Source organism: Ochrobactrum sp. P6BSIII (genome assembly GCF_014138065.1).
GTDB lineage: Bacteria > Pseudomonadota > Alphaproteobacteria > Rhizobiales > Rhizobiaceae > Brucella.
On the sequence record NZ_JACGXB010000003.1, the window covers coordinates 275114 to 297301 of the forward strand.

Genomic DNA, 22188 nt, shown 5'->3' on the forward strand with positions numbered 1-22188 from the left:
AGCAGATATCGGTTCAGGATTAGCCGGCAGAAGCGCCCTTGGCGAGGTTCTTCAGCTTTTGCAGCGCGGTATCCGGGTTTTCCTGATAGGCGATGGTGCTGCGGAACCGCCCGCCCTTGTCGAGCAGGAAGACCGATGCGGTGTGATCCATGCTGTATTCGCCGTCTTCACCCGGAACCTTCTTGGCATAGATGTGGTAGGACTTGACCATGTCGGCGATGTTTTCCGGCGTGCCGGTGATGCCGACAATACGCTTCGAGACATTGCCCACATAGGTCTTCATGATGTCCTGCGTGTCGCGTTCCGGATCGACGGTGATGAAATAGGCCTTGAGGTCCTGTCCGTCGTTGCCAAGCTGGTTCAGCCAGCCGTCCAGTTCGTAAAGCGTGGTGGGGCAGACATCAGGGCAATGGGTGAAGCCAAAAAACACGACAGCCGGTGTGGCGCGCAAGTCTTTTTCGGTGAAAGGCTGTCCATCCATCGTGACGAGATTAAGCGGTCCGCCGAAGGGTTCCTTCGCAGCCTCGCGATCACGAAACATGTTGAAACCAGCAGCGCCGACAATCACGACGATGAAGGCAATGATGAAGATGGGCAGGAATTTTTTCATGTCCAGTCGACCTTGCATATCCGAACGGCATTCGCGCGCCGCTTTATAAACTATTTTCCTGGTGCGGGCAGAACCGTCATCATAGCCGTATTCCGCGATCACGAAGAGCAACATTTTCGAGATTGGTTTAATCTCGAACCGGGGCGAATCCGCCGAACCTGTAGGTCGCTCTTCAGACTGGGCCTAATCTACGGTTCTTTTTCTAATTTTCAATAATTTCTGAAACTTTTGCCGGTTCGTTTGTTTGCCGGACAACCAAAGTTGAATGAGAAAGTCGGCTATTTCGTTTGGATTCACCCAAGGGATTGTTATATTTCCGTAATAAAACTGCAATATTTTAAGAGAATCGTTTTGGAAATCGATTATGTAATCGCGTGGGTGGACGGTCAGGACCCCGCGCATAAGTCTTCCCGGCAGCGATTTGCGCCAGATTCCGAAAAGACCCATTTCGAAGCGGTGACCAGTGAGCGCTATTTCGACAATGGCGAGATTTATTACAATATTGCATCGGTCATTCAGTTCGCGCCGTTCATACGGCGTATTTTCATCATCACTGACAATCAGAAACCGCGGCTGCTCGATGCTTTCGCCGCGGAGGGCAAGTGCGATCCATCCTTCATCCAGATTGTCTCGCATGACGATATTTTCAAAGACCTGCCAGCGGCGCGGCCATCCTTCAATGCGAGAGCAATCGAGGGGGCAGTGTGGCGCATACCCGGCCTGTCGGAACACTTTATCTATTCCAACGATGATTTCTTCCTGAATGCTCCGTTGGACGTGTCCGATTTTTACGAGAACGGACGGCCCAGACTGCATGGTGACTGGGTGCGACCGGAAAATACCCGTTTGAAATACAAGCTGCGGCGCTTTCTCGGGAAAATTTCGCGATACGAATATACGTTCCCAAAATTCCGCCTTGCGCAGTGGAAGGGCGCTGTCTTAGCCGGAGTGAAGGACAGGTTTCTAAGCATCCATCACCATCCGCATCCGCTGAGACGCAGCACACTGGCCTCGTTCTTCGCGGCAAAGCCAGATGTGTTGAACCGTCAGGTCGGGTTTCGCTATCGCAATATCGAGCAGTTCAACACGGTTTCCCTCGCCAACCATCTGGAAATCGCGCAGCATCACACGCCGGTCCATGGCGTGCGGGAGCTGGCCTATCTCGATTTTGTGCAGGCCAAGCACTGGGGTGATGAGCTGGATAAGATCAGAAACGGTTCGGCCCCCTTTGGTTGCGTGCAAGGCTTTGAACGGTTTGAGCCAGAGTTCAGGGCACAAATTCATGCGACATTGATCGCGAAGTTTGACGATGTTCTGCCGAATGCTATCAAGGCATACTTATCGAGCGAACAGAGTTCGCAGCAGGCGGCCTAGGTCGCTTTAGAGCACATCCCGAAAAGCGTGAAACGGTTTTCGGACAAGATGTGCTTAAAAACAAACGCGCTCTGAGCAACCTTGAGACTTTTGATGGCCAATTCCGACGATCTTCGTTTCCAGAATAGTGAGCCGCGCATTCATTCGACGGCGCAGCTCAAATCCTCCAAGCTGGGGCGCTATGCCGATATTGGCGAGCGGGTTATCCTGCGCGATGTGATGGTCGGCGATTTCACCTATTTCGAGCGAAATGGTGAGGGCATTTATGCCGAGATCGGCAAGTTCTGCTCCATCGCGGCCAATGTGCGGATCAATGCGCTGGAACACCCGATGGAACGGCTGACCACGCATAAGCTGAGCTATCGTCCCAACGAATATTTCCGTTATCTGGGTGTTGATGGCGAGTTTCGCGCGCGCCGTCAGGCAAAGCGGGTGGTGATCGGCAATGATGTCTGGATCGGGCATGGCGCAGTCATCACGCCGGGCGTGACGGTTGGCCATGGTGCGGTGATCGGCGCCAATGCTGTCGTGACGAGGGATGTCGCGCCCTATACGGTGGTTGGCGGCGTCCCGGCCAAACTCATTCGCAAGCGCTTCGATGACGCCATTATCGAACGGCTGCTGAAACTCAACTGGTGGGACTGGCCGGTGGAAAAGCTGTTTGAGGCTGTGCCCGATATTCAAACCATGGCGATTGGCGACTTCCTCGACAAATGGGAATAGGCGGTTCGGCGGCGGGTGTTTTTCAGTAAGCTCTTGCAAAGACAGGCCAGCCGCGCCACTTCTCCTCACAGGTTTTCAGGGAGAACATGATGAAGCAGACTTTCGCCGCTTTCGCTCTTCTTGCCGTTTCGGTCCTGCCGGCCACTGCCGAGCAGGTTGGCAAGGTTGGCGTGGACTGGGTCGGCAATGATATCGTCATTGACGCGGTGCCCGATCCGAAGGTCAAAGGTGTGACCTGTCATCTTGCATCCTTCTCGCGCAGCATGATCGACCGGTTGCAAAAGGGGAAGTGGTTTGAAGATCCTTCCAATGCGTCCATTTCCTGCGAGCAGACCGGACCGGTTTCAATCGGCGATATTGAGCTGAGCCAGAAGGGTGAACGGGTCTTTTCAGAGCGCACCAGCCTGATCTGGAAGAAGCTGGTCATCACCCGCATTTACGACAAGCAGAACAATACGCTGCTCTATCTCGCCCACGCCAGTCAGGTGCAGGACGGCTCGGCCAAGACTTCGCTCTCGACCGTGCCGCTGTTCAGGGGTGATGTGACTTGGGAAAAGGGCAAGCCGGAATAACCCGGCTCGCTTTTGTCGCGTGTCAGGCAGGCTGGACAAAGCCGTCGAGAACGCGCTTTTGTCCTGCTTTGTCGAAGTCGATGGTCAGCTTGTTGCCGTCGATGGCGGCGACTTTGCCATTGCCGAATTTCAGGTGGAACACGCGGTCGCCAACCTTGAAAGCCGAGGGCTTGTCGGCAACCGACTTCGCGACCAGTTCGCCTTCGATCGTGCGGCCCTTGACCGAGCCGCGCCCGGCACCGAAGCCGGAATCCGTTTCGCCATAGCCAACGCGTTCCACACGGCTGCCGGAGCGTGAACCCCAATTGTTGCGCGTGGCTTCTGAGCGATTCTGCTGCGCGCGCTGCCAGCCTGGCGTCGAATAGCTATTCTGGAAAGGATCGGCCCGGTCGAAGCGGGACTGGCCGTAACCCCCGCCATAGCCGCCGTAATTGCCTTCCAGCTCGGCGACTTCGACATGCGCTTCCGGCAGTTCTTCCAGAAAACGCGACGGAATGGTCGATTGCCACATGCCGTGGATGCGACGGTTGGACACGAACCAGATATGCAGGTTCTTCTTGGCGCGAGTGACGCCGACATAGGCGAGGCGGCGTTCTTCCTCCAGCCCGGAGCGTCCGCCTTCATCAAGCGCGCGCTGGTGGGGGAACAGACCTTCTTCCCAGCCGGGCAGGAATACGGTTTCGAATTCCAGACCCTTGGCCGAATGCAGCGTCATGATGTTGACGGCATCCATGTCTTCATTCTGTTCGGCATCCATCACCAGAGCGATATGCTCCAGGAAGCCGCGCAGGCTTTCATAATCCTCCATGGAACGGATCAGTTCCTTGAGGTTTTCCAGCCGTCCCGGCGCTTCCGCCGATTTATCGTTCTGCCACATCGCGGTGTAGCCGGATTCGTCGAGAATTGTCTCGGCAAGCTCCGTATGCGGCGTATTGTCGAGCAGCGACTGCCAGCGGAGGAAGTTCTCCACGACTTCGCGCAGGGCCGAGCGTGGCTTTGGCTTCAGCTCTTCCGTTTCGATCAGATCGCAGGCAGCAGAGAACATCGAAATGTCGCGGGCGCGAGCGTAATCATGCACCTGACGGATGGCAGCTTCGCCGAGACCGCGCTTCGGCGTATTGATAATACGCTCCAGCGCCAGATCATCGGCAGGCTGCGCGACAACGCGCATATAGGCCAGCGCATCGCGGATTTCGAGGCGTTCATAGAAGCGCGGGCCGCCGATAACACGGTAGTTGAGACCAAGCGTCACGAAACGATCTTCGAATTCGCGCATCTGGAAGGAGGCGCGCACGAGGATCGCCATGTTGTTCAAGAGATGGCCCTGACGCTGCGCCTGTTCAATCGCTTCGCCAACGGCACGGGCTTCTTCTTCCGAATCCCAGGCCGCATGCACTTTCACGCGCGGATCATCGGGATTCGGCGCTTCGGTGAAAAGCGTCTTGCCGAGACGGCCCTCATTATGGGCAATCAGATGAGCGGCAGTGCCGAGAATATGTGCTGTCGAGCGATAGTTTCGCTCAAGTTTGATGACAACTGCGCCGGGAAAATCCTTGTCGAAGCGCAAGATGTTGTCCACTTCCGCTCCGCGCCAGCCGTAGATCGACTGGTCGTCATCGCCGACGCAACACAGGTTCACTTTGTTTTCGCTCGCGCCGGTTCGTGCCTGCTGGCCGTCTGCCGAAATTGGGGCAGGAGCGGTGCCTTTGGCTTGCGGTCTTTGTGCGAGCAGACGCAGCCAGAGATATTGCGCGGTGTTGGTGTCCTGATACTCGTCCACCAGAATATAGCGGAACTTGGCATGATATTCGCGCAGGATATCGGGGTGGTTGCGGAAGATGCGGATCGGGTGCAGCAGAAGATCGCCGAAGTCGCAGGCGTTCAGCGTGCGCAGGCGTTCCTGATAGGCCTGATACAATTCGCGGCCCTTGCCATTGCCGAACGAGCGTGCATCTCCTTCCGGAATGTCGGAGGGGCCAAAGCCCTTGTTCTTCCAGCCATCGATCATATTGGCGAAGGTGCGGGCAGGCCAGCGCTTGTCATCCAGACCTTCCGCCTGAATGAGCTGCTTGATCAGCCGGATCACATCGTCGGTATCGAGAATGGTGAAATCGGATGTGAGATTGACCAGTTCTGCATGACGGCGCAGCAATTTCACACCGATGGAGTGGAACGTGCCGAGCCATGGCATGCCTTCCACCGCGCCGCCGACCAGATGGCCGATACGCTCTTTCATTTCGCGCGCGGCCTTGTTGGTAAAGGTCACGGCGAGAATCTGGCTGGGATAGGCAAGGCCGGTGGTGATGATGTGGGCGATGCGGGTGGTCAGAACGCGGGTCTTGCCAGTGCCTGCACCCGCAAGCACCAGAACCGGGCCTTCGGTCGTCAGTACAGCTTGCCGCTGTTCCGGGTTCAGCCCTTTCAGGTAATCGGGCTCGCCGCGCTGCTGGTTGCGTGCGGCCATGGCGCGCGCAGCAATACCGCCGGTAGCTGGCGCGCGGCCAGCCGGTGCATCATCGCCGAAAAACGGCATATCGTCGGGAAAATCGGACATCTGACCCCGAATGTAATGATTCGCTCACAAAAAACAAAGACCCGGACGGGCTTGTCTATTTGACTACTCTAATTGAGTAACACGCCGATCCGTAAAGTTCAGGCGATGGGCGGCCAGCGCTTCCACAAGGCCGCGCAGTTCCGGCTCGCGCTGCAATAGATCGTCCAGCTCCGTCATCTGGTTCATGGCGATCAGTCGCAGAATATCATCGCGAACGGTGCCGTCTTCACGGCGCGGCAGATGAGCGACCGGCTGGATCAGCTCCAGCTTTTGGCTTTTCAGGCGTGCCCGCAGGCTTTTCTCGTCCGCATCCAGCGTTTCAACAAAAGCATAGAGACCGACGCCCTTGGCTGGCAGCGAATAAAGCGCCAGCGCCACGTCCTTGACGCGCGGATCAGACTTGAGTGCAGCCAGAATTGCCGGACCTTCATTGTCGATGCGGTCGCCCGTACCTTCGCCATCCGACCAGCTGAAAATGCCGCGGGTGATGAAGTTGTAGACCTTCTTGCCGGTGGCCAGCCAGATGCGTGACGGCAGCGAACGGCGGGCCAGAATGCGCTTTTCCGTCGGCGTCATCAAATCCTTGGCAAAAGCCCGCTTCTGCTTGATGAGGTGGCGGAAGTCTTCATAGGCCATCAGACGATAAAGCGCGCCGCGACGGCGATGGACGCTGGCAAGCTGGAAGTCGATGACGGCTGCTTCGCCTTCTGGTGTCATCAGCCAGTTCTGTGGCTTGGCAAGATCGTTATGCGTAACGCCAAGACGACGCATATCGCGCAAAACCCGGTGCGCGGTGCGATACCATTTCGGATCGGAGGGGCGCGCAAGATGCAGCGGCGTGCCTTCGGTCCATGAACGATAAAGGCCGTCGCGGTCAGTTGCGATCAGCTGCGGAACGCCTTCGATGCCGCGCACGGTCTTCAAACCGCGAATTTCGCGCCGGGCAAGAATCCACGCCAGCGGGCTCGACCACCAGGGCGCGGCACTCACCACACGGCGGATAATGCGCGTGTCGGGATCGTTCGCAAAATAGCCCGCGCGCGTTTCGGAAAACACGTCGCGCTTGAACACGGCTGTTTCCACAAACGGGGGAATTTGGTCGCCCTTCAAAGGCACATCGATATTGGGGTTCTGAGCCATAAGGTTCCACTAGCGCCTTGTGTACCATCAATCAAGTTTGCCGATGAACATCGGTGGATATCCGTTGTTGCAAACATGCGAATGAAGGGGCACAAGAAACGCATATGAGTTTCCAAGGAGCGATAGACGTGGCGCAAAGCGATGACATCAAGCAGATCATCCGTCAGGAACATGCACTGATTTTTTCGTCATTCGACGAGAACGAGGCCTTTGCGCTGGGCCAGAGAATTCGCGATATTGCCGTGAAGGAAAAGCTCGGTATCGGCATTGATATTTCTCTGTGGGATCGTCGCCTGTTCTTCGCGGCCACTGTCGGCACCACAGCGGATAATACGGAATGGCTGCGCCGCAAGTTCAATGTCGTGCGCCGTTTTCATGCTTCGACCTATCGTCTCGTTCTGGAACAAAATCGTGAAGACCGGATGTTTGCGCCGCACAAGGCGCTGGATGTAAATGATTACGCACTTGCAGGCGGCGGATTTCCGATCCGCGTTGCGGGTGCTGGTGTGATCGGCGCGGCCATCGTTTCCGGTTTGCCGCAGCGCGAGGACCACAATCTCGTCGTGCGTGCAATCGCCTTGCAGCTGGGGCAGGACCCTGCGGCGCTCGCGCTTCCTGCTAATTAGAGCGCCTCCCGAAAACTGTGAAACGGTTTTCGGAAAAGATGCGCGTTAAAATATGGGTTAGAGCGCCGATCTGGCTCAATCAGATCGAAACGCGCTCCAAGGTTTTGAAATTCGGAGAATGAACAATGTCGCTTGAGCATGTGATCGCGCTTCCACGCAATGAAGAGGGTATCGCCGCTGCTGTCGGTATCCTCAAGCAGCGTTTTGGCGAGCGGGCGCAGACCGGTCAGGCCATTCGCGAGCAGCACGGCCACACGACCAGCTATGTGCCGACGCAAGCGCCGGATATTGTGGTGTTCGCCGAAAACACGCAGGACGTGCAGGATGTGGTGCGCATTTGCGCCGAACATCGCGTGCCGCTGGTGGCTTTCGGTGCAGGGTCTTCGCTCGAAGGTCAGGTGAATGCGGCGGCAGGCGGTGTATCGCTCGATCTGACGCATATGAACCGCATTCTGGCCGTTCATGCCGAAGATCTCGATTGCGTTATCGAGCCGGGCGTGACGCGCCGCGAGCTGAACGAATATCTGCGCGATACCGGCCTGTTCTTCCCCATTGATCCGGGTGCAAATGCAACGCTCGGCGGCATGGCCTCGACCCGCGCTTCAGGCACCAATGCGGTTCGCTATGGCACCATGCGCGAGAATGTTCTGGCGCTGAAAGCCGTCATGCCGGACGGTCGCCTGATCGAAACCTCCAAGCGTGTGAAGAAGACCGCCGCCGGTTACGATCTCACCCGCCTGCTGATCGGCGCGGAAGGCACGCTTGGCATCATCACGGAACTGACCTTGAAGCTTCAGGGCATTCCGCAGGCGATTTCCGGTGGCATCTGCCCGTTCCCGGATGTGGAGTCGGCCTGTCGCGCGGTGATCGATACGATCCAGATGGGTGTTCCTGTGGCGCGTATCGAGCTGGTCAACAAGCTCCAGATGGAAGCGCTGATCCGTTATTCGAAGCTTCCTTACGAAGCGCAGCCTTATCTGTTCGTAGAGTTCCACGGCACGGATGCCGGTGTTGCTGAACAGGCCGAGATTTTCGGCGAAATTGCTGCGGGACATGACGGCGGACCGTTCCACTGGACGCAGGATGCCGAGGAGCGTGACCGTCTTTGGCGCGCGCGCCATGACGCCTATTTCGCCTCGTGCCAGTTGCGTCCCGGCTCCAAGGGCGTCTCGACTGATCTCTGCGTGCCGATTTCACGTCTGGCCGATTGCATCACCGAGACGGAACGCGACCTCGCAGAGAGCAAGATCATCGCGCCTATCGTCGGTCATGTCGGTGATGGCAATTTCCATCTGCAGCTGCTGCTCAATACGGAAGACCCGGAAGAAATGGAACGGGCAGAAGCTTTCATGGACCGGCTCGTGATGCGGGCACTGGCCATGGAAGGCACGTGCACAGGCGAACATGGTATCGGCCAGGGCAAGATGAAATATCTGGCCAAGGAGCTTGGTGAAGCGACCGATTATATGCGCATGATCAAAAAAGCGCTCGATCCGCTCAATATCATGAACCCCGGTAAAATCCTGATTTCGTGAGTCAAATCAGCTGTCTGCACCGCTTGGTTCAGACGGCGATTCAATGAGCGCGCATATTTAGATCCGTTGGGCGGCAGCTTGCCTTGTTGTCGCCGAACCGATGCTGTTTTTTGTTGGCGCGCAATCCTGAAAACCGCTTCGCACTTTGTGCGATGATGCACTATGTTGCGTTGGTAAATATGGCGTGATTCACCCGTTGTGTTGCGCGTAACCGAATTCACCTGACTGACCGGAGCTGCTTCTTGGGCCGCATATTCGTCATTGTCGGCGGGCTTCTGGTGCTGCTTTTGACAGCCGCGCTGGTGGTGCCGCCTTTTGTCGACTGGAGCGGCTATCGGGCCGATTTCGAGCGCGAGGCAAGCCGTATTCTGGGACGTCCGGTCAAGGTGGCGGGCGATGTAAATGCGCGACTGCTGCCTTTCCCATCCGTGACCTTTTCCGATGTTCGCGTCGGGGCCGATGCAACACATCCGGTCATGACGCTCGACCGGTTCTCGATGGATGCGGAGCTGATGCCTTTCCTGCGCGGTCAGGTGCTTATTTTCGACATGCGCGTCGAGCGTCCACGCGTTTCGATCTCGCTGGACAAGGATGGCAAGGTCGATTGGGCCATTCGTCCGTCCACGCCGCTCAATCCATCGCAGATCAAGGTCGAACGGCTCTCGATCAACGACGGCTCAATCACGCTGCATGACGTGGCGAGCGGACGCATTCACGAGGCGACCGGCTTGAATGCCGTTTTGTCGGCCAACAGTCTAGCCGGACCGTGGCAGGCGCAAAGCAGTTTCAACCTTGAAGGCCGCAGGCTGGCGGTCGATCTGACGAGCGGTGAGGCCAAGCCCGACGGTTCGCTGCGCTTGCGGGCGCGTATTTCGCCGGAAGCCATTCCTGCCGCATTCGAGACGGATGGCGATATCGTCCTGAAGGATGGCCGGTTGAATTATGCGGGCGATTTTTCGCTCCGCTCTTCCGATATGGTGGCCCAGAATGGCAAAAGCCAGAAAGACGCATCTGCGGACAAGCCGTTTTTCAGCGGTCTGCGCCTGACCGGAAAGTTCACCGCCGATACCAATCGCTTCGATGCGAGCGAGTTTCGCATGGAGCAGGGGCCAGCCGACAATCCTTATGTCGTCAATGGCAAGGCTCTGATCGATTACGGCAATGTACCGCGCTTTGAAATCAGCGCCGATGGGCAGCAGATTTTCTGGGGGCCAAGCGAGACGGCGGAAGACCAGCAGGTTACGTCCGTCATGCCGCTGACGGACCGCATCGCCATTGTACGCCGGGTTCTGGAGCAATTGCCGATCCCGACCATACCGGGCCGCATCGACCTCCGTCTGCCAGCGGTTGTTGCGGGTGGAACCACCATTCGGTCGGTGACGATCAATGCCGAACCCGATGGCGGGGACTGGAATATTCGTCAGTTCGCCGCCGATCTGCCCGGGCGCACCAAAGTCGAGGCCAAGGGCAAGCTGTCCGTTGGCGATGATTTCGGTTTCCAGGGCGAGATGCTGGTAGCATCCCGCCAGCCGTCCGGTCTTGCCACATGGTTGAATGAGACAGTGGATGAATCGATCCGCACGCTCGACGGGGCGGGTTTTTCCGGCAAGGTTGATCTGCGCGACGGCATGCAACGCATTGACGATCTTGAAATTGGTCTGGGCAAGACGTCGCTCAAAGGGTCGCTCCTGCGACAGGTCAATGGCGCGGCGCAGCCGACTATCGACGTCAATCTTCAAGGCGGTGCGGTGGAAAGCGACGCCTTGCAGGCTTTCGTTTCCTTCTTCTCCGGCGGTGAGGGGCTGGCGCTTCTGGATGCACAGACGCTCAATGTCAGCTTCAAGGCCGGGCCTGTTCGTTTCAAGGATATGGAAGCGGCCAGCGTCGATCTGGCCATGCGCCTTCATGACGGACGTTTCGATTTCGACCGGTTGATGATCAATGATGTCGCTGACGCGACGCTGACGGCAACCGGCGCTTATGAGCCATTCGCTAATTCACCATCGGGAAAGCTGGACGCGACGATCCTGTCTGGAGATCTGTCGCGCTTCATCTCCCTGATGGCCAATCGTTATCCGCAGCTGCCGCTGTTCCGCGCCCTGTCGGCGCGCGCGGCGAACTTCCCCGGCCTGTTTGATGACAGCGAGATCAACGTGATCGCCAATGCGGTCGCGCCAGTCAGGCCGGAAACGCAAGCCAATCCCGCGAAGAATGGTGCAGCAAAGGGTAAAAGCGCCCGCCCGGCTGATACGAAGGGCAAGACTTCACCCGGCAGCGGCGAGTTTTCGTTCAGCGTTACCGGCAAGACCGGCGGAATGAAGCTCGATCTGTCAGGAACTGCCAGCGGCGGCGAGACGGACGCTGACCCCTTGCAGATGCAGCTCAACGGTACAGCCGAATCCGATCAGGGAGAGGCCGTTCTGGCCTTGATCGGATTGCCGTCATTGCCATTGGGGCTTGCCGGTGAGTTGACCGCCGATCTGACCATGCAGGGCGCGCCGAGCGCCGGGATGCGGACGCTTCTCAAGCTGACAGCGCCTGACGGTACAGCTTCGGCTGACGGGGTAATTTCGCTGATCGGCAGCGATATTGCCGCAAGCGGCAAGGCGCAGGTCAAATCCGCCGACCTGCAACCGTTCATCGCGACGGCAGGCTATGCATTGCCGGGGTATGGTGCGGGCCTATCTGCCAATCTTTCCAGCGATTTCCAGTTTGCCAAGGGCATTCTGCGCTTTCCGAACCTTGCCGGTCAATTGGGCGGCGAAGATGTCTCGGCGCGGCTGGAGGCTAATTTTGCCGATAGCGGGCTGCCGCAGCTGAAGGGTGAGGCGAAGCTCGCTTCGCTTGAGGTCGATAGTCTGGCGGCGATCATGCTCGGTCAGGATGCATTCGAACCGGCCAAACCGACAGAAAAATCCATATGGCCACGCGGGGCTTTTGCGGTTCGTCCATCATTGCCGCTGCTGATTGACGTGAAGCTCAATGTTGCTCAGGCGCATATGCAGGGCTTTGGTACGGCGACAGAATTTTCGACACGCCTGCAAAAGACAATCGACAGTCTGAGCCTGACGGAGCTGACCGGAAATTGGGCCGGGGGCTATCTCGCTGGCAATCTGTCGCTGCGCAACAGCGACAAGAATGCGCTGCTTTCGACCGATCTCAAATGGAGCGGTGCCGATCTCGCCAATTTCTACCATCTGGAAGATGGTTCAGCGCCTTTGGGCGGTGTCGTCAAGGCAGCGGTGACGCTGAATGGCAGTGGCGAAAACGCTGCCGCGCTGGTCAGTTCGCTGGCGGGAACGGCGACTGTGGATGTCGAGAAATTCGCGGTGGCTGGTCTGGACGGTGCAGCACTGCCCGCCATGGTCGCAGCCGCTGATGACATTGGCGATCAGCCTGCCGGCGACGAGAAACTGGATGCGAAGCGATTTGCCGCCATTGCGGATAAGGCAGTTGCGCCGGATGCACGCTTTACGCCGGGCGATGCACGCTTCGAATTCACGGTGGCGGGCGGTACTGCGCGCATGACAGCGGCCAATCTGTCCGATGGCAATGCGGCTTTGTTGAGCGACCTGCAATTCGATCTGTCGACGTTTGGCGTTGGCGGCAGCGGAACGTTTACATTCCAGGGCGACGAGGGCGCCCAGACCGGCCTTTCGCCGCAGGTGGCTTTCACCATCGGCGGAGCTTATGACCGGCCCGAAGTGCGGCTTGACCGTCAGCCGCTTGTGCAGTTCCTGACCCAGCGTGCACTGGAGCGTGAACAGGAGCGTGTCGAGGCCATGCAGGCCAGCCTGATGGAAAAGCAGCGTCTGCGCCGTCAGCTTGGCGTTCTGGAAGCCGATGCCGCGGAACGCGCACGTGCCCAGCAGGAAGACGAGACACGCCGCCGCACGGAAGCGGCAGCCCGCGTCGCGGCGGAAAAACAAGCCGAGGAGAAGAAGCGGCTGGAGTCGCAACAGCCCCAGCCAGCCAATCCGGAAGGCGGAGCAACAAATGGTGCAACTGCACCGTTGACCAGCCCGGAAGGTGGTCAGTCGCTCAATGAATTTCTGAAAACACTGGAGCCCACACCGACCGCGCCCGCTCAGCAGCCCTGATTTTAGCAGGCTGGTGGTATCTGTGATTTGAGCCAGTTCAACACGTGAAGCCGCAGCGCCGATGAGAGATTGGTGGTGCGCTCACGCTTGCTGTCCACCTCTGCGACCAGTGCTGCAATCGACTGGCCGCGTGTTTCGGCGATTTGGTTGAGAATTTCGAAGAACTCGTCTTCCAGCGTATAGCTGGTTGCATGGCCGCGAATGCTAACGGAATGTTTGCGCAGGCCGCCGGTGCTCAACGGTCGCCATCCGTATCGTCTTTACGCTCCAGGCGGTTCATATCCAGAAAGCGCTCGCTCTTGCGGGTCTCTTCGCGTGCGAAGTCTTTTTCAGTCTTGGTGCGCCCGAAAAGTACGCGGTTTTGATCCGCCTGCTTTTCCTTGGCATCACGCGCTTTCTTTTTCTTGAACTGCCGCAGATTGACGATGTCGCTCATGTCGATGTCTCGGATGCTTTAGAGCGTGTTTCAATCTGATTGAATCAGATCTGCGCTCTAGTCCTTTGTTTTAACGCGCATCTATTCCAAAAACCGTTTCACACTTTTCGGGATGCGCGCTCAGTGCTTTTCAACGCCCATTTATAACGCGGTGCTCCGATGACCTGCAAGCTGTCGGCTTGGCTTACTGTCGGGGTTCCTTGGGATTGGTGAACCACCAGATGGCGACCGAAACGGCTACGAGCAGCAAAAGGCCAACCGTCAACTGCCAAAGAGGAAAGTTTGGCGCATCACTCGCCATGAAGAACGCAGCGATAACGCCGCTTAACCAGAGAACTGCCTGCGCTAACAAACGGACCATGAAATTCCCGCCTCCACTTAAATTACCGTGTTGTCTGCCACTATAGCATTTTCAACTTCGGTTGCCTTGATCGAAGTCAAAACGCGTAGTCTAGCCATCGATATACTATGAAATAGTGCGTCGTTCGACCATAGCTTTGTACAAACGGCTTCTGCGCCGCAGCATTATGCTTGCGGCGCAGTCAGTGTTTTCAGGATTGCAAGCAGAGTTGGGAGAGAAATTTTACTTCTTGCGGAAGGCGTCGAGAGAGACCACGTCGGCAGATGGCTTGGGCGTATCTTCGCCTTCAGCATTGTCCTTCGCGGCAGCTGCCTGCTTTTCAGCGGAAGACTTGCGCGACTTTGCCTTTGGCTTTTCCGGCTTTTCGGGCGCGGATTCGACCGGCATCATCTCGATTGGCGCGATATTGTTCTCTTCGTCATTGTCGCTGGTCGGCTGAACTGCGGCGACATCGAACTCAAGCTCGAAATTGACGGACGGATCGTAGAAGCCGCGTACTGCCGAGAACGGAATGACCAGTTTTTCAGGAATATCGCCGAAAGACAGGCCGACTTCAAAGAGCTGATCCGTAACATTCATGTCCCAGAACTGGTGCTGCAACACGATTGTCATCTGCTCGGGATATTTCTCTTTCAGGCGCGAGGAAATACGCACGCCCGGCGCCCCGGTGAGGAACGTGATAAAGAAATGATGATTGCCCGGCAGGCCAGCCTTGGCCACCTCCGCAAGAACCTTGCGGATGACGCCACGAAGGGCTTCCTGAGCGAGAATGTCGTAACGGATCAAATCCTGTACCATGGGTTTCTTATCCCACGGATTCGCAGGCAGATGTCAAGTTCGTTCTCGCAGGAAACGATGATATATATCGCGAAAGTGAGGCAGCGCTGCTCGATCTGTCAGGGGTGAGGGGTCGCTTCCGGCAACGATTCAGTCACACCAAATGCCAGCAGGAATGTTCTGACACCATTGATGGCGCTGCGTTCGATGATATCATCATCGATGGCGCATCCGTGCAACGCATGCAACTGTGTGTCGGCGTTGATCAACGCCATGAAATGCAGTGCCGCCAGATCGGGATCGTCGAGACGTAAATGCCCGGCGAGCGCGAGGCGGGAAAGGCATGCGGCAACGGCTGGAATGGCCTGCGCTGGGCCTTTGGTCTTGCAGATATAACCCGCGAAGGACAGATCGGGTGAACTGGACTGCACGAGTTTGCGCAGAAACGCGCCCGATGGATCGTAAACGCAGTTTCGGCTCATGCGGATCGCGAAATCTGTCAGGTCCTGCTCAAGGTTGTCACCGGTCTGTGGAAAAGTGGAAAGCACGGCAAACAGGCTCGCATTCATGCGGTCCAAAGCGTCTTCCACCACGGCGGCCAGCAAGGCTTCCTTGTCGCGATAGTGGTTGTAGATGGTCTGGCGCGAAACGCCTGCCTCGTTTGCAATAAGATCGATGCTGGCGCCCTGAAACCCGTCGCGCGAGAAAACGCGCGCCGCAGAACACAGGATGAAATCGCGTTTCATGCACTGTCCCGGCTTCATTGCGGCAGAGCCAGCCGCGGCATTCAGCCCTTTTCCGGTGGTGCTACGCTTCACCGGCGGGGCGGCCATTTCGATTATGTCAGTAGGTTTCATAAGCCCAACATAAGATGACTTGACGTTTTGGACAATGGTGTCTAATTTGACATCAATGTCAAATTCCTTTTGGCATTTCGTCTAGACAATAGACTGTGACAATTATTTCAGAGGTCAGGTTTGCCCGTTTTTGGGCGCATATCCCGGACCGAATCTGAAAAGGTGTTGTAGTTCCATGTAGTTATCAGTCCTGTACCGGTTTTGCGAGCCCAGCGATCCATCCTCCCAAGCGAAGTTGGCGATCCGAAACCGGTGTGGGCACCTCACGAAACATTGATGAAAGCGCGTCTCCCATGGCTTCGAGTCTTGTGCGCAATGCGATTGTTCTCGGTCTTCTGTCCGCAGTTGGCCCCTTCGCGATCGACATGTATCTGCCTGCCTTGCCGACCATTGCTGCCGATCTCCATGCGGAGACCGGTGCTGTACAGATGAGTCTGCTTGCCTTTTTTATTGCTTTGGCGATTGCCCAGCTTTTCTGCGGTCCTTTGTCGGACATGGTCGGGCGCAAAATCCCGCTTTACGGCGGCCTGATTCTCTTCGCTATTGGCAGTGTTGGTTCTGCGCTGGCGACCAATATCGATGTGCTGGTGCTGTTCCGCTTCCTGCAAGGGCTTGGTGCGGCGGCAGGCATGGTGATTCCACGCGCCGTGGTGCGTGATTTGCACACTGGCGTCGAAGCCGCGCGGCTCATGTCGCTCCTGATGCTGGTCTTCTCGATTTCGCCGATTCTGGCACCGCTTACAGGCTCGGTCATCATCAGCTTCTTTGGATGGCGTGGTGTGTTCTGGGCCGTTCTGGTCGCTGCGCTTATCGGCATCGTGCTGCTTGCCACCGCCCAGCAGGAAACGCGAACGCGTGAAGCGCGGCTTGAAAGCAGTATCGGCAGCGCTCTGCGTGGCTATGGCCGCTTGCTCAAGGACCGCTATTTCCTTGGACTGGTTTTCGTCGGCGGCTTCGGCATCGCGTCGTTCTTCGTCTATCTGGCCAATTCGTCCTTCGTGCTGATTGACCATTACGGCTTGACCCCGAACCAGTATGCGCTGGCTTTCTCGGCCAATGCGGTGTCGTTCTTCGGCGTTTCGCAGCTGAATGGCTTGCTTGGCGCTCGCTTCGGCCTGCGCCGTGTGATGCGCGTTGCCGTATCCGGTTTCGCAGCCGCCATGCTTGCCATGTTCGCAGCCGTGCTGATGGGGCACCAGTCGCTGTGGCTGATCGCAGCCTTCCTGTTCGTCGGCTATGGCTTCCTTGGACTGGTGATTCCGACCACGGCGGTTCTGGCGCTGGAAGATTACGGCGCGATTGCCGGTACCGCTTCAGCGCTGATGGGCACGCTGCATTTCGTGATTGGCGGTCTGGCAATCGGCATAACGGGCTCGTTCTTCGATGGAACGGCTGTGCCTATGGTCGGCGGTATCGCTGGCTGTGCTCTGACCGCATTCGTGTTGACGCAGATCGTCCTCTCTCGCAAGGCGAGTGACGTCGAAACAGAAGCGGCAGCAGCCTGATTTAAAGAGAGTCTGGTTTGTAAGGGAAAGTGGAGGCTTCTGTTGCCAGGTGCCTCCGAACCCCGCCTTAAGGTGCTAACCCTAAGGGCTTTAGAGTGGGTTTCCCGCACCGCCATTAGGCAGCGAGAGCATAACCCTGAGCTTTGTTGTCATTTGCAACTACTCAATTGACCCGATAACGGTGGTATCATGCCGAGTAAAAGAGCGATCTTTACACCCTTGTCGATCCTATTTCGCCCCCGCCACAGCACAGACTAACGATACAGCCTGTGTTCTGGTGGAGGCGCCGGGTACCGCCCCCGGGTCCAATGGGTTTATTACACCGTCCGTTTATCACCATAGCTGGCTTGCGCCAGCGAGACGTATATAGGCGTGGTCGATCCATATTGGAAGAGGGGCGGTTACATTTGTCAGGGGCAAATCTGCTCCCGAATCTTCTGAAGCCCGAATAAAGCGGCCCTTTCGTTGCCGTCGGAAAGATGAGATGTTGATCGTCTCATTTTCCTTAAGCGCGCCCGCGCTCCACGGCCCCAATCCCTCGATGCTTGCCTTCACACTGGGCATGACACAGGAAATATCCGCATCGCTACAGTCCTTCGGAGCTGTCGCCTTGAGTATAGCCCGCAATATTTTCTGCAAGACATCAACGGATGCCGGAAGTGCTCGGGTAGAATGAGGGAAAATTGCAGCGCCGTGAGAATTTACAAAGGTCCAAACATAATAAAACGCGTTGTGAAACTGTAAGTAAATTTAAAAAATTAATCAGAATGACGCTATTCATTATGAATAAGTGTTGCGTGGAGAATATGTGAGATCGTATTTTGTTCTTTGCAGGACAAAAGATCATTGTTGTGTGTTGCTTCCCTAAAATGTCGTTGACAGCTTGCTCGCACTGGTCAATCTTGGCTGCATATATATTGGAAAGGCTGGGGTTTTCTTCCGGTCGATCGGGATTTGCAGTTGATATTGGGCGGTGTGCCCATACTGAAGGAGAGCCGATATATGAGTGAATACCTCGCAGATGTCCGTCGCTATGATGCTGCTGCCGATGAGGCGGTTGTCGAGAAGATCGTCAAGCATCTGGGCATTGCGCTTCGCAATCGCGACTCCTCGCTCGTTTCGGCGACCGATCCGGAAGAAATGAAGCGTGTGCGCGACAGCTGGGTTGGCAAGAAGCTCGGCGTCACCGACGCGGCCAAGGCTGAAGAAGTGGTGAACCACGTCGCGGAAGTCATGAAGGGCGACCGCAACAAGCACCGCGTGACCTTCTACTATCTGGTTGCCAAGCAACTCGGCAAACTCGGCGATCTCTGATCGGTGCATATTGCCTGTGGAATTCGAACCCCGGTGCCCTGCGCCGGGGTTTTTCCTTATAGTAGGGGTGAACCGAATCGATCCCGAAAACCCCATCTGGGAACATCCCATGCGCACCTATCTCGATCTTCTCCAGTATGTGCTCGATAATGGCACCGATCGCGGCGACCGCACGGGAACGGGCACGCGCTCGGTTTTCGGCTATCAGATGCGCTTTAATCTGGAGGAGGGCTTTCCGGTCCTGACCACCAAGAAGCTGCATCTGCGCTCCATCATCTATGAACTGTTGTGGTTCCTGAAGGGCGACACCAATATTGCCTATCTCAAGGAAAACGGCGTTTCGATCTGGGATGAATGGGCAGACGAAAAGGGTGATCTCGGCCCGGTCTACGGCTATCAGTGGCGCTCCTGGCCAGCGCCTGACGGTCGCCATATCGACCAGATCGCCAATCTCATGAAGATGCTGCATGGCAATCCGAATTCCCGCCGCCTGATCGTTTCGGCCTGGAACCCGGCGCTGGTCGATGAAATGGCTCTGCCACCATGCCATTGCCTGTTCCAGTTCTATGTCGCGGATGGCAAGCTGTCCTGCCAGCTTTATCAACGCTCGGCGGATATTTTCCTCGGCGTGCCGTTCAACATCGCCTCCTATGCGCTTTTGACCATGATGATCGCGCAGGTGGCGGGTCTCAAGCCCGGCGAATTCATCCACACGCTGGGCGATGCGCATATCTATTCCAACCATTTCGAACAGGCTCGTCTGCAACTGACCCGCACGCCGAAAAAACTGCCGGTCATGCGTATCAACCCGGATGTGAAGGACCTGTTTTCCTTCCGCTTCGAGGATTTTGTGCTGGAAGGCTATGAAGCCGATCCGACGATCAAGGCGCCGATTGCCGTATGAGTAACAGCGTGAGCACGGACAAGCCCGTCGTTTCGATTATCGTGGCCGCAGCCGAGAATGGCGTGATCGGACGTGACAACGACATGCCATGGCGGCTCTCAACCGATCTGAAGCGTTTCAAGGCGCTGACGCTGGGCAAGCCGGTTATCATGGGACGTCGTACCTGGGAATCGATCGGGCGGCCTTTGCCGGGACGACCCAATATTGTCGTGACCCGCGATGCGAATTTTCAAGCCGAGGGAGCCCACATCGTCGGTTCGCTGGAAGAGGGCATTGCGCTTGGGCGCAGGCTTGCGGAAAAGCTTGGCGTTGGCGAAGTCTGCATCATTGGCGGCGGCAAGATTTATGCGCAGGCCTTGCCGCTGACGGGCCGGGTGCATCTGACACGCGTTCTGGCGGAAATCGACGGGGATACGCATTTCCCGGAAATTAAGCCGGATGCATGGCGTCTGGTGTCGTCGGAAGACGTGCCAGCCGGGGAAAAAGACAGCCATCCGACCCGTTATATGGTTTACGAAAAGCGTGATGCGTAAAGCATAACATAGGAATTTTATTGCGCTTCCGTTGAAAGCGCGCCTCCCGATGCCTATAAAACGGTAACATTAGTTGATGACGGGGGTTTGCGCCTTGCTTTCCCGTCTTCCGGGAGCATCTCCGTTAGAAGCGCTGACGCGTTTTTTGCCGGAGATGCGGGAAACAGAAGCTTAGAGGTGAGGATGCCCTGGAGCAATCAGAATGGCGGCGGCGGCCCATGGGGTGGCGGCGGCGGTGATAACAATAATAATAACAACAATAATAACGGCCCCTGGGGACAGGGCCCAAAGGGCCCGCGCGGCGGCGGACAGAACACGCCACCTGATCTCGAAGATATTTTGCGCAAAGGCCAGGACCGCCTGAAGCAGGTATTCCCCGGTAGCGGTGGTCGCAGCGGCGGCAATCGCCCGATCTATCTGTTGATCGGCGCGGCCTTGCTTGGCTTCTGGGTTTTCCAGTCCGTCTATACGGTGCAGCCTGATGAGCTGGCGGTTGAACTTCGTTTCGGCAAGCCGAAGGATGAAGTTTCCGAGCCGGGCCTGCACTTCCATTGGTGGCCGATTGAAACCTATGAAAAGGCGCAGATCGTCGAAAAGCAGATCAATATCGGCGCTCAGGGTTCCCGTACGGCGACGCAGGGTCTCATGCTGACTGGCGACCAGAACATCGTAAACGTCCAGTTCTCGGTTCTTTACCGCGTCTCCGATCCGCGCGCCTATCTGTTCAATGTCGACAGCCCCGATGCGATGGTGCAGCAGGTGTCTGAAAGCGCGATGCGTGAAATCGTCGGTCGCCGTCCGGCACAGGACGTTTTCCGCGATAATCGTGCCGAGATCGCGCAGAGCGTTCGCAATATCGTGCAGCAGACGCTCGACAGCTATCAGGCCGGTATCCAGATCAACGCCGTGTCGATCGAAGATGCGTCGCCGCCGCGTGAAGTGGCTGATGCCTTTGATGAAGTGCAGCGCGCTGAACAGGACGAAGACCGTTTCATCGAGGAATCGAACCAGTATTCCAACCAGAAGCTCGGTCAGGCCCGCGGTGAAGCGGCTCAGGTTCGCGAAGAGGCAGCAGCCTATAAGAACCGCGTTGTTCAGGACGCCGAAGGTGAAGCGCAGCGTTTCAGCTCGGTTCTCGGCCAGTATGAGAAAGCGCCGGAAGTGACCCGCAACCGTCTCTTCCTCGAAACCATGGAACAGGTGCTGAAGAGCACCAAGAAAGTCATTGTGGAACCCGGAAAGGACGTCGTGCCCTATCTGCCGCTGAACGAACTGATGCGCCAGCAACCGCGCGCAGGCGCAACGGGCGCTACTCCGGGCGCTAATGTGACCACGACTCCCTCGACCGGCGGAGGTACCCAGTAATGGCTCAGAACAGACTTCCGATCATTGCGGGTATTATCGCTATCCTCGCCTTCCTGCTCTATTCCGCGACGTTCATCGTTTCGGAGCGCCAGCAGGCAATCGTTCTTCGTTTCGGTCAGATCGTCAGTGTGAAGACCGAGCCGGGCATCTATTTCAAGCTGCCATTCGGCTTCCTTGACGCCGATACGGTGCAGATGATCGATGACCGTCTGCTGCGTTTCGATCTGGACGATATCCGCGTTCAGGTTTCGGGCGGTAAGTTCTATGACGTCGACGCGTTCCTCGTCTATCGCATCACCGATGCCCGCAAGTTCCGTGAAACGGTTTCGGGCAGCACGCTCCTTGCCGAACAGCGTCTGCGCACCCGTCTGGATGCAGCGCTGCGTGGTGTCTACGGTCAGCGCGGCTTTGAAGCCGCTCTTTCGGAAGAGCGTGGCGACATGATGCGTGAAGTGCGCGATCAGCTTCGTCCCGATGCAACATCGCTTGGTCTGACCATTCAGGACGTTCGTATCCGTCGCACGGATCTGACGGCTGAAGTCTCGCAGCAGACCTATGAGCGCATGAAGGCGGAACGTCTGGCGGAAGCCGAGCGTCTGCGTGCCCGTGGCCGTGAAGCCGCCCAGCGTATTCGCGCCGTGGCCGACCGTCAGGTGGTGGAAACCATTGCCGAAGCGCGCAAGGAATCGGAAATCCTTCGCGGTGAGGGCGATGCGCAGCGCAGTGAAATCTACGCAGCCTCTGCATCGAAGGATCCGGGCTTCTTCGCCTTCTATCGTTCGATGGCCGCTTATCGTGAAGCGCTCGAAACCCCGGATACGACGCTGGTTCTCTCGCCGGATTCGGAGTTCTTCAAGTTCTTCCGTGATGCTGGCGGCAAGCTGGCAACGCCTTCCCAGTAA

20 protein-coding genes and 1 other RNA gene are annotated in these 22188 nt (G+C 57.1%); 12 read left to right on the forward strand and 9 right to left on the reverse strand.

The features are described 5' to 3' along the window. Positions 1 to 19: 19 nt before the first annotated feature. Positions 20 to 610, reverse strand: a complete 591-nt coding sequence (locus FHW00_RS05625; RefSeq protein ID WP_078339426.1) for an SCO family protein — start codon at positions 608 to 610, stop codon at positions 20 to 22. A gap of 351 nt (positions 611 to 961) precedes the next feature. Here FHW00_RS05625 and FHW00_RS05630 point away from each other — a divergent pair, with 351 nt between their 5' ends. The 3 genes from FHW00_RS05630 to FHW00_RS05640 all read left to right on the forward strand — a co-directional run bounded on the left by FHW00_RS05630 (position 962) and on the right by FHW00_RS05640 (position 3279). After that, the gene (locus tag FHW00_RS05630; protein ID WP_078339397.1) at positions 962 to 1984 is read left to right on the forward strand and encodes a hypothetical protein; all 1023 of its coding nucleotides are present in this window, start codon (positions 962 to 964) and stop codon (positions 1982 to 1984) included. A gap of 93 nt (positions 1985 to 2077) precedes the next feature. Continuing rightward, positions 2078 to 2707 carry a DapH/DapD/GlmU-related protein gene (locus FHW00_RS05635; protein ID WP_078339396.1) on the forward strand — a complete coding sequence of 210 codons (630 nt, stop codon included), beginning with the start codon at positions 2078 to 2080 and terminating at the stop codon, positions 2705 to 2707. 89 nt (positions 2708 to 2796) lie between these two features. Then, the gene (locus tag FHW00_RS05640; RefSeq protein WP_078339395.1) at positions 2797 to 3279 is read left to right on the forward strand and encodes a CreA family protein; all 483 of its coding nucleotides are present in this window, start codon (positions 2797 to 2799) and stop codon (positions 3277 to 3279) included. Positions 3280 to 3301: 22 nt separating this feature from the next. On the opposite strand, the gene FHW00_RS05645 is transcribed toward FHW00_RS05640, so the two are convergent. After that, positions 3302 to 5833 carry an ATP-dependent helicase gene (locus tag FHW00_RS05645; RefSeq protein ID WP_078339394.1) on the reverse strand — a complete coding sequence of 844 codons (2532 nt, stop codon included), beginning with the start codon at positions 5831 to 5833 and terminating at the stop codon, positions 3302 to 3304. Positions 5834 to 5896: 63 nt separating this feature from the next. Next, the gene (locus FHW00_RS05650) at positions 5897 to 6973 is read right to left on the reverse strand and encodes a serine/threonine protein kinase (protein WP_078339393.1); all 1077 of its coding nucleotides are present in this window, start codon (positions 6971 to 6973) and stop codon (positions 5897 to 5899) included. 104 nt (positions 6974 to 7077) lie between these two features. Here FHW00_RS05650 and FHW00_RS05655 point away from each other — a divergent pair, with 104 nt between their 5' ends. The 3 genes from FHW00_RS05655 (at position 7078) to FHW00_RS05665 (ending at position 13234) form a co-directional block, all read left to right on the forward strand. Next, positions 7078 to 7599 carry a heme-degrading domain-containing protein gene (locus tag FHW00_RS05655; RefSeq protein WP_210276455.1) on the forward strand — a complete coding sequence of 174 codons (522 nt, stop codon included), beginning with the start codon at positions 7078 to 7080 and terminating at the stop codon, positions 7597 to 7599. Positions 7600 to 7724: 125 nt separating this feature from the next. Beyond that, positions 7725 to 9134: an FAD-binding oxidoreductase gene (locus FHW00_RS05660; protein ID WP_078339391.1), complete on the forward strand. Its 1410-nt coding sequence runs from the start codon at positions 7725 to 7727 to the stop codon at positions 9132 to 9134. Positions 9135 to 9376: 242 nt separating this feature from the next. After that, a complete protein-coding gene (locus tag FHW00_RS05665) occupies positions 9377 to 13234 on the forward strand; it encodes an AsmA family protein (protein WP_078339390.1) in 3858 nt (1285 codons plus the stop codon). A gap of 2 nt (positions 13235 to 13236) precedes the next feature. Here FHW00_RS05665 and FHW00_RS05670 read toward each other — a convergent pair whose 3' ends face one another. The 5 genes from FHW00_RS05670 to FHW00_RS05690 form a co-directional block, all read right to left on the reverse strand. Beyond that, positions 13237 to 13473 (reverse strand): ribbon-helix-helix domain-containing protein, encoded by a 237-nt coding sequence (locus tag FHW00_RS05670; protein WP_078339389.1) that lies wholly within the window; start codon positions 13471 to 13473, stop codon positions 13237 to 13239. Beyond that, positions 13470 to 13670 carry a DUF4169 family protein gene (locus FHW00_RS05675; protein ID WP_078339388.1) on the reverse strand — a complete coding sequence of 67 codons (201 nt, stop codon included), beginning with the start codon at positions 13668 to 13670 and terminating at the stop codon, positions 13470 to 13472. Before FHW00_RS05675 ends, FHW00_RS05670 begins: the two co-directional genes overlap by 4 nt. A 184-nt stretch (positions 13671 to 13854) precedes the next feature. After that, positions 13855 to 14031 (reverse strand): hypothetical protein, encoded by a 177-nt coding sequence (locus FHW00_RS05680; protein ID WP_176168330.1) that lies wholly within the window; start codon positions 14029 to 14031, stop codon positions 13855 to 13857. Between the two features lie 222 nt (positions 14032 to 14253). Further along, positions 14254 to 14829 (reverse strand): SspB family protein, encoded by a 576-nt coding sequence (locus FHW00_RS05685; RefSeq protein WP_078339387.1) that lies wholly within the window; start codon positions 14827 to 14829, stop codon positions 14254 to 14256. A 98-nt stretch (positions 14830 to 14927) separates the two neighbouring features. Further along, positions 14928 to 15665, reverse strand: coding sequence for a TetR/AcrR family transcriptional regulator (locus tag FHW00_RS05690; protein WP_078339386.1), 738 nt, complete (start codon positions 15663 to 15665; stop codon positions 14928 to 14930). Positions 15666 to 15958: 293 nt separating this feature from the next. On the opposite strand from FHW00_RS05690, the gene FHW00_RS05695 reads away from it, so the two are divergent. After that, the gene (locus FHW00_RS05695) at positions 15959 to 17170 is read left to right on the forward strand and encodes a multidrug effflux MFS transporter (protein ID WP_078339385.1); all 1212 of its coding nucleotides are present in this window, start codon (positions 15959 to 15961) and stop codon (positions 17168 to 17170) included. Positions 17171 to 17198: 28 nt separating this feature from the next. On the opposite strand, the gene ssrA is transcribed toward FHW00_RS05695, so the two are convergent. Continuing rightward, positions 17199 to 17566, reverse strand: a transfer-messenger RNA (tmRNA) gene (ssrA, locus tag FHW00_RS05700). A 606-nt stretch (positions 17567 to 18172) separates the two neighbouring features. Here ssrA and FHW00_RS05705 point away from each other — a divergent pair. From FHW00_RS05705 to hflC, 5 genes are all read left to right on the forward strand, one after another. Beyond that, complete coding sequence (locus FHW00_RS05705; protein ID WP_078339383.1) at positions 18173 to 18484, forward strand: DUF2853 family protein; 312 nt, start codon at positions 18173 to 18175, stop codon at positions 18482 to 18484. Between the two features lie 109 nt (positions 18485 to 18593). Then, a complete protein-coding gene (locus FHW00_RS05710; RefSeq protein WP_078339382.1) occupies positions 18594 to 19388 on the forward strand; it encodes a thymidylate synthase in 795 nt (264 codons plus the stop codon). An 8-nt stretch (positions 19389 to 19396) separates the two neighbouring features. Next, positions 19397 to 19921 carry a dihydrofolate reductase gene (locus FHW00_RS05715; RefSeq protein ID WP_078339425.1) on the forward strand — a complete coding sequence of 175 codons (525 nt, stop codon included), beginning with the start codon at positions 19397 to 19399 and terminating at the stop codon, positions 19919 to 19921. 183 nt (positions 19922 to 20104) lie between these two features. Beyond that, a complete protein-coding gene (gene hflK, locus FHW00_RS05720) occupies positions 20105 to 21286 on the forward strand; it encodes an FtsH protease activity modulator HflK (protein ID WP_078339381.1) in 1182 nt (393 codons plus the stop codon). Beyond that, entirely contained in the window at positions 21286 to 22188 is a 903-nt protein-coding gene (gene hflC / locus FHW00_RS05725) for a protease modulator HflC (protein WP_078339380.1), read from the forward strand. Before hflK ends, hflC begins: the two co-directional genes overlap by 1 nt.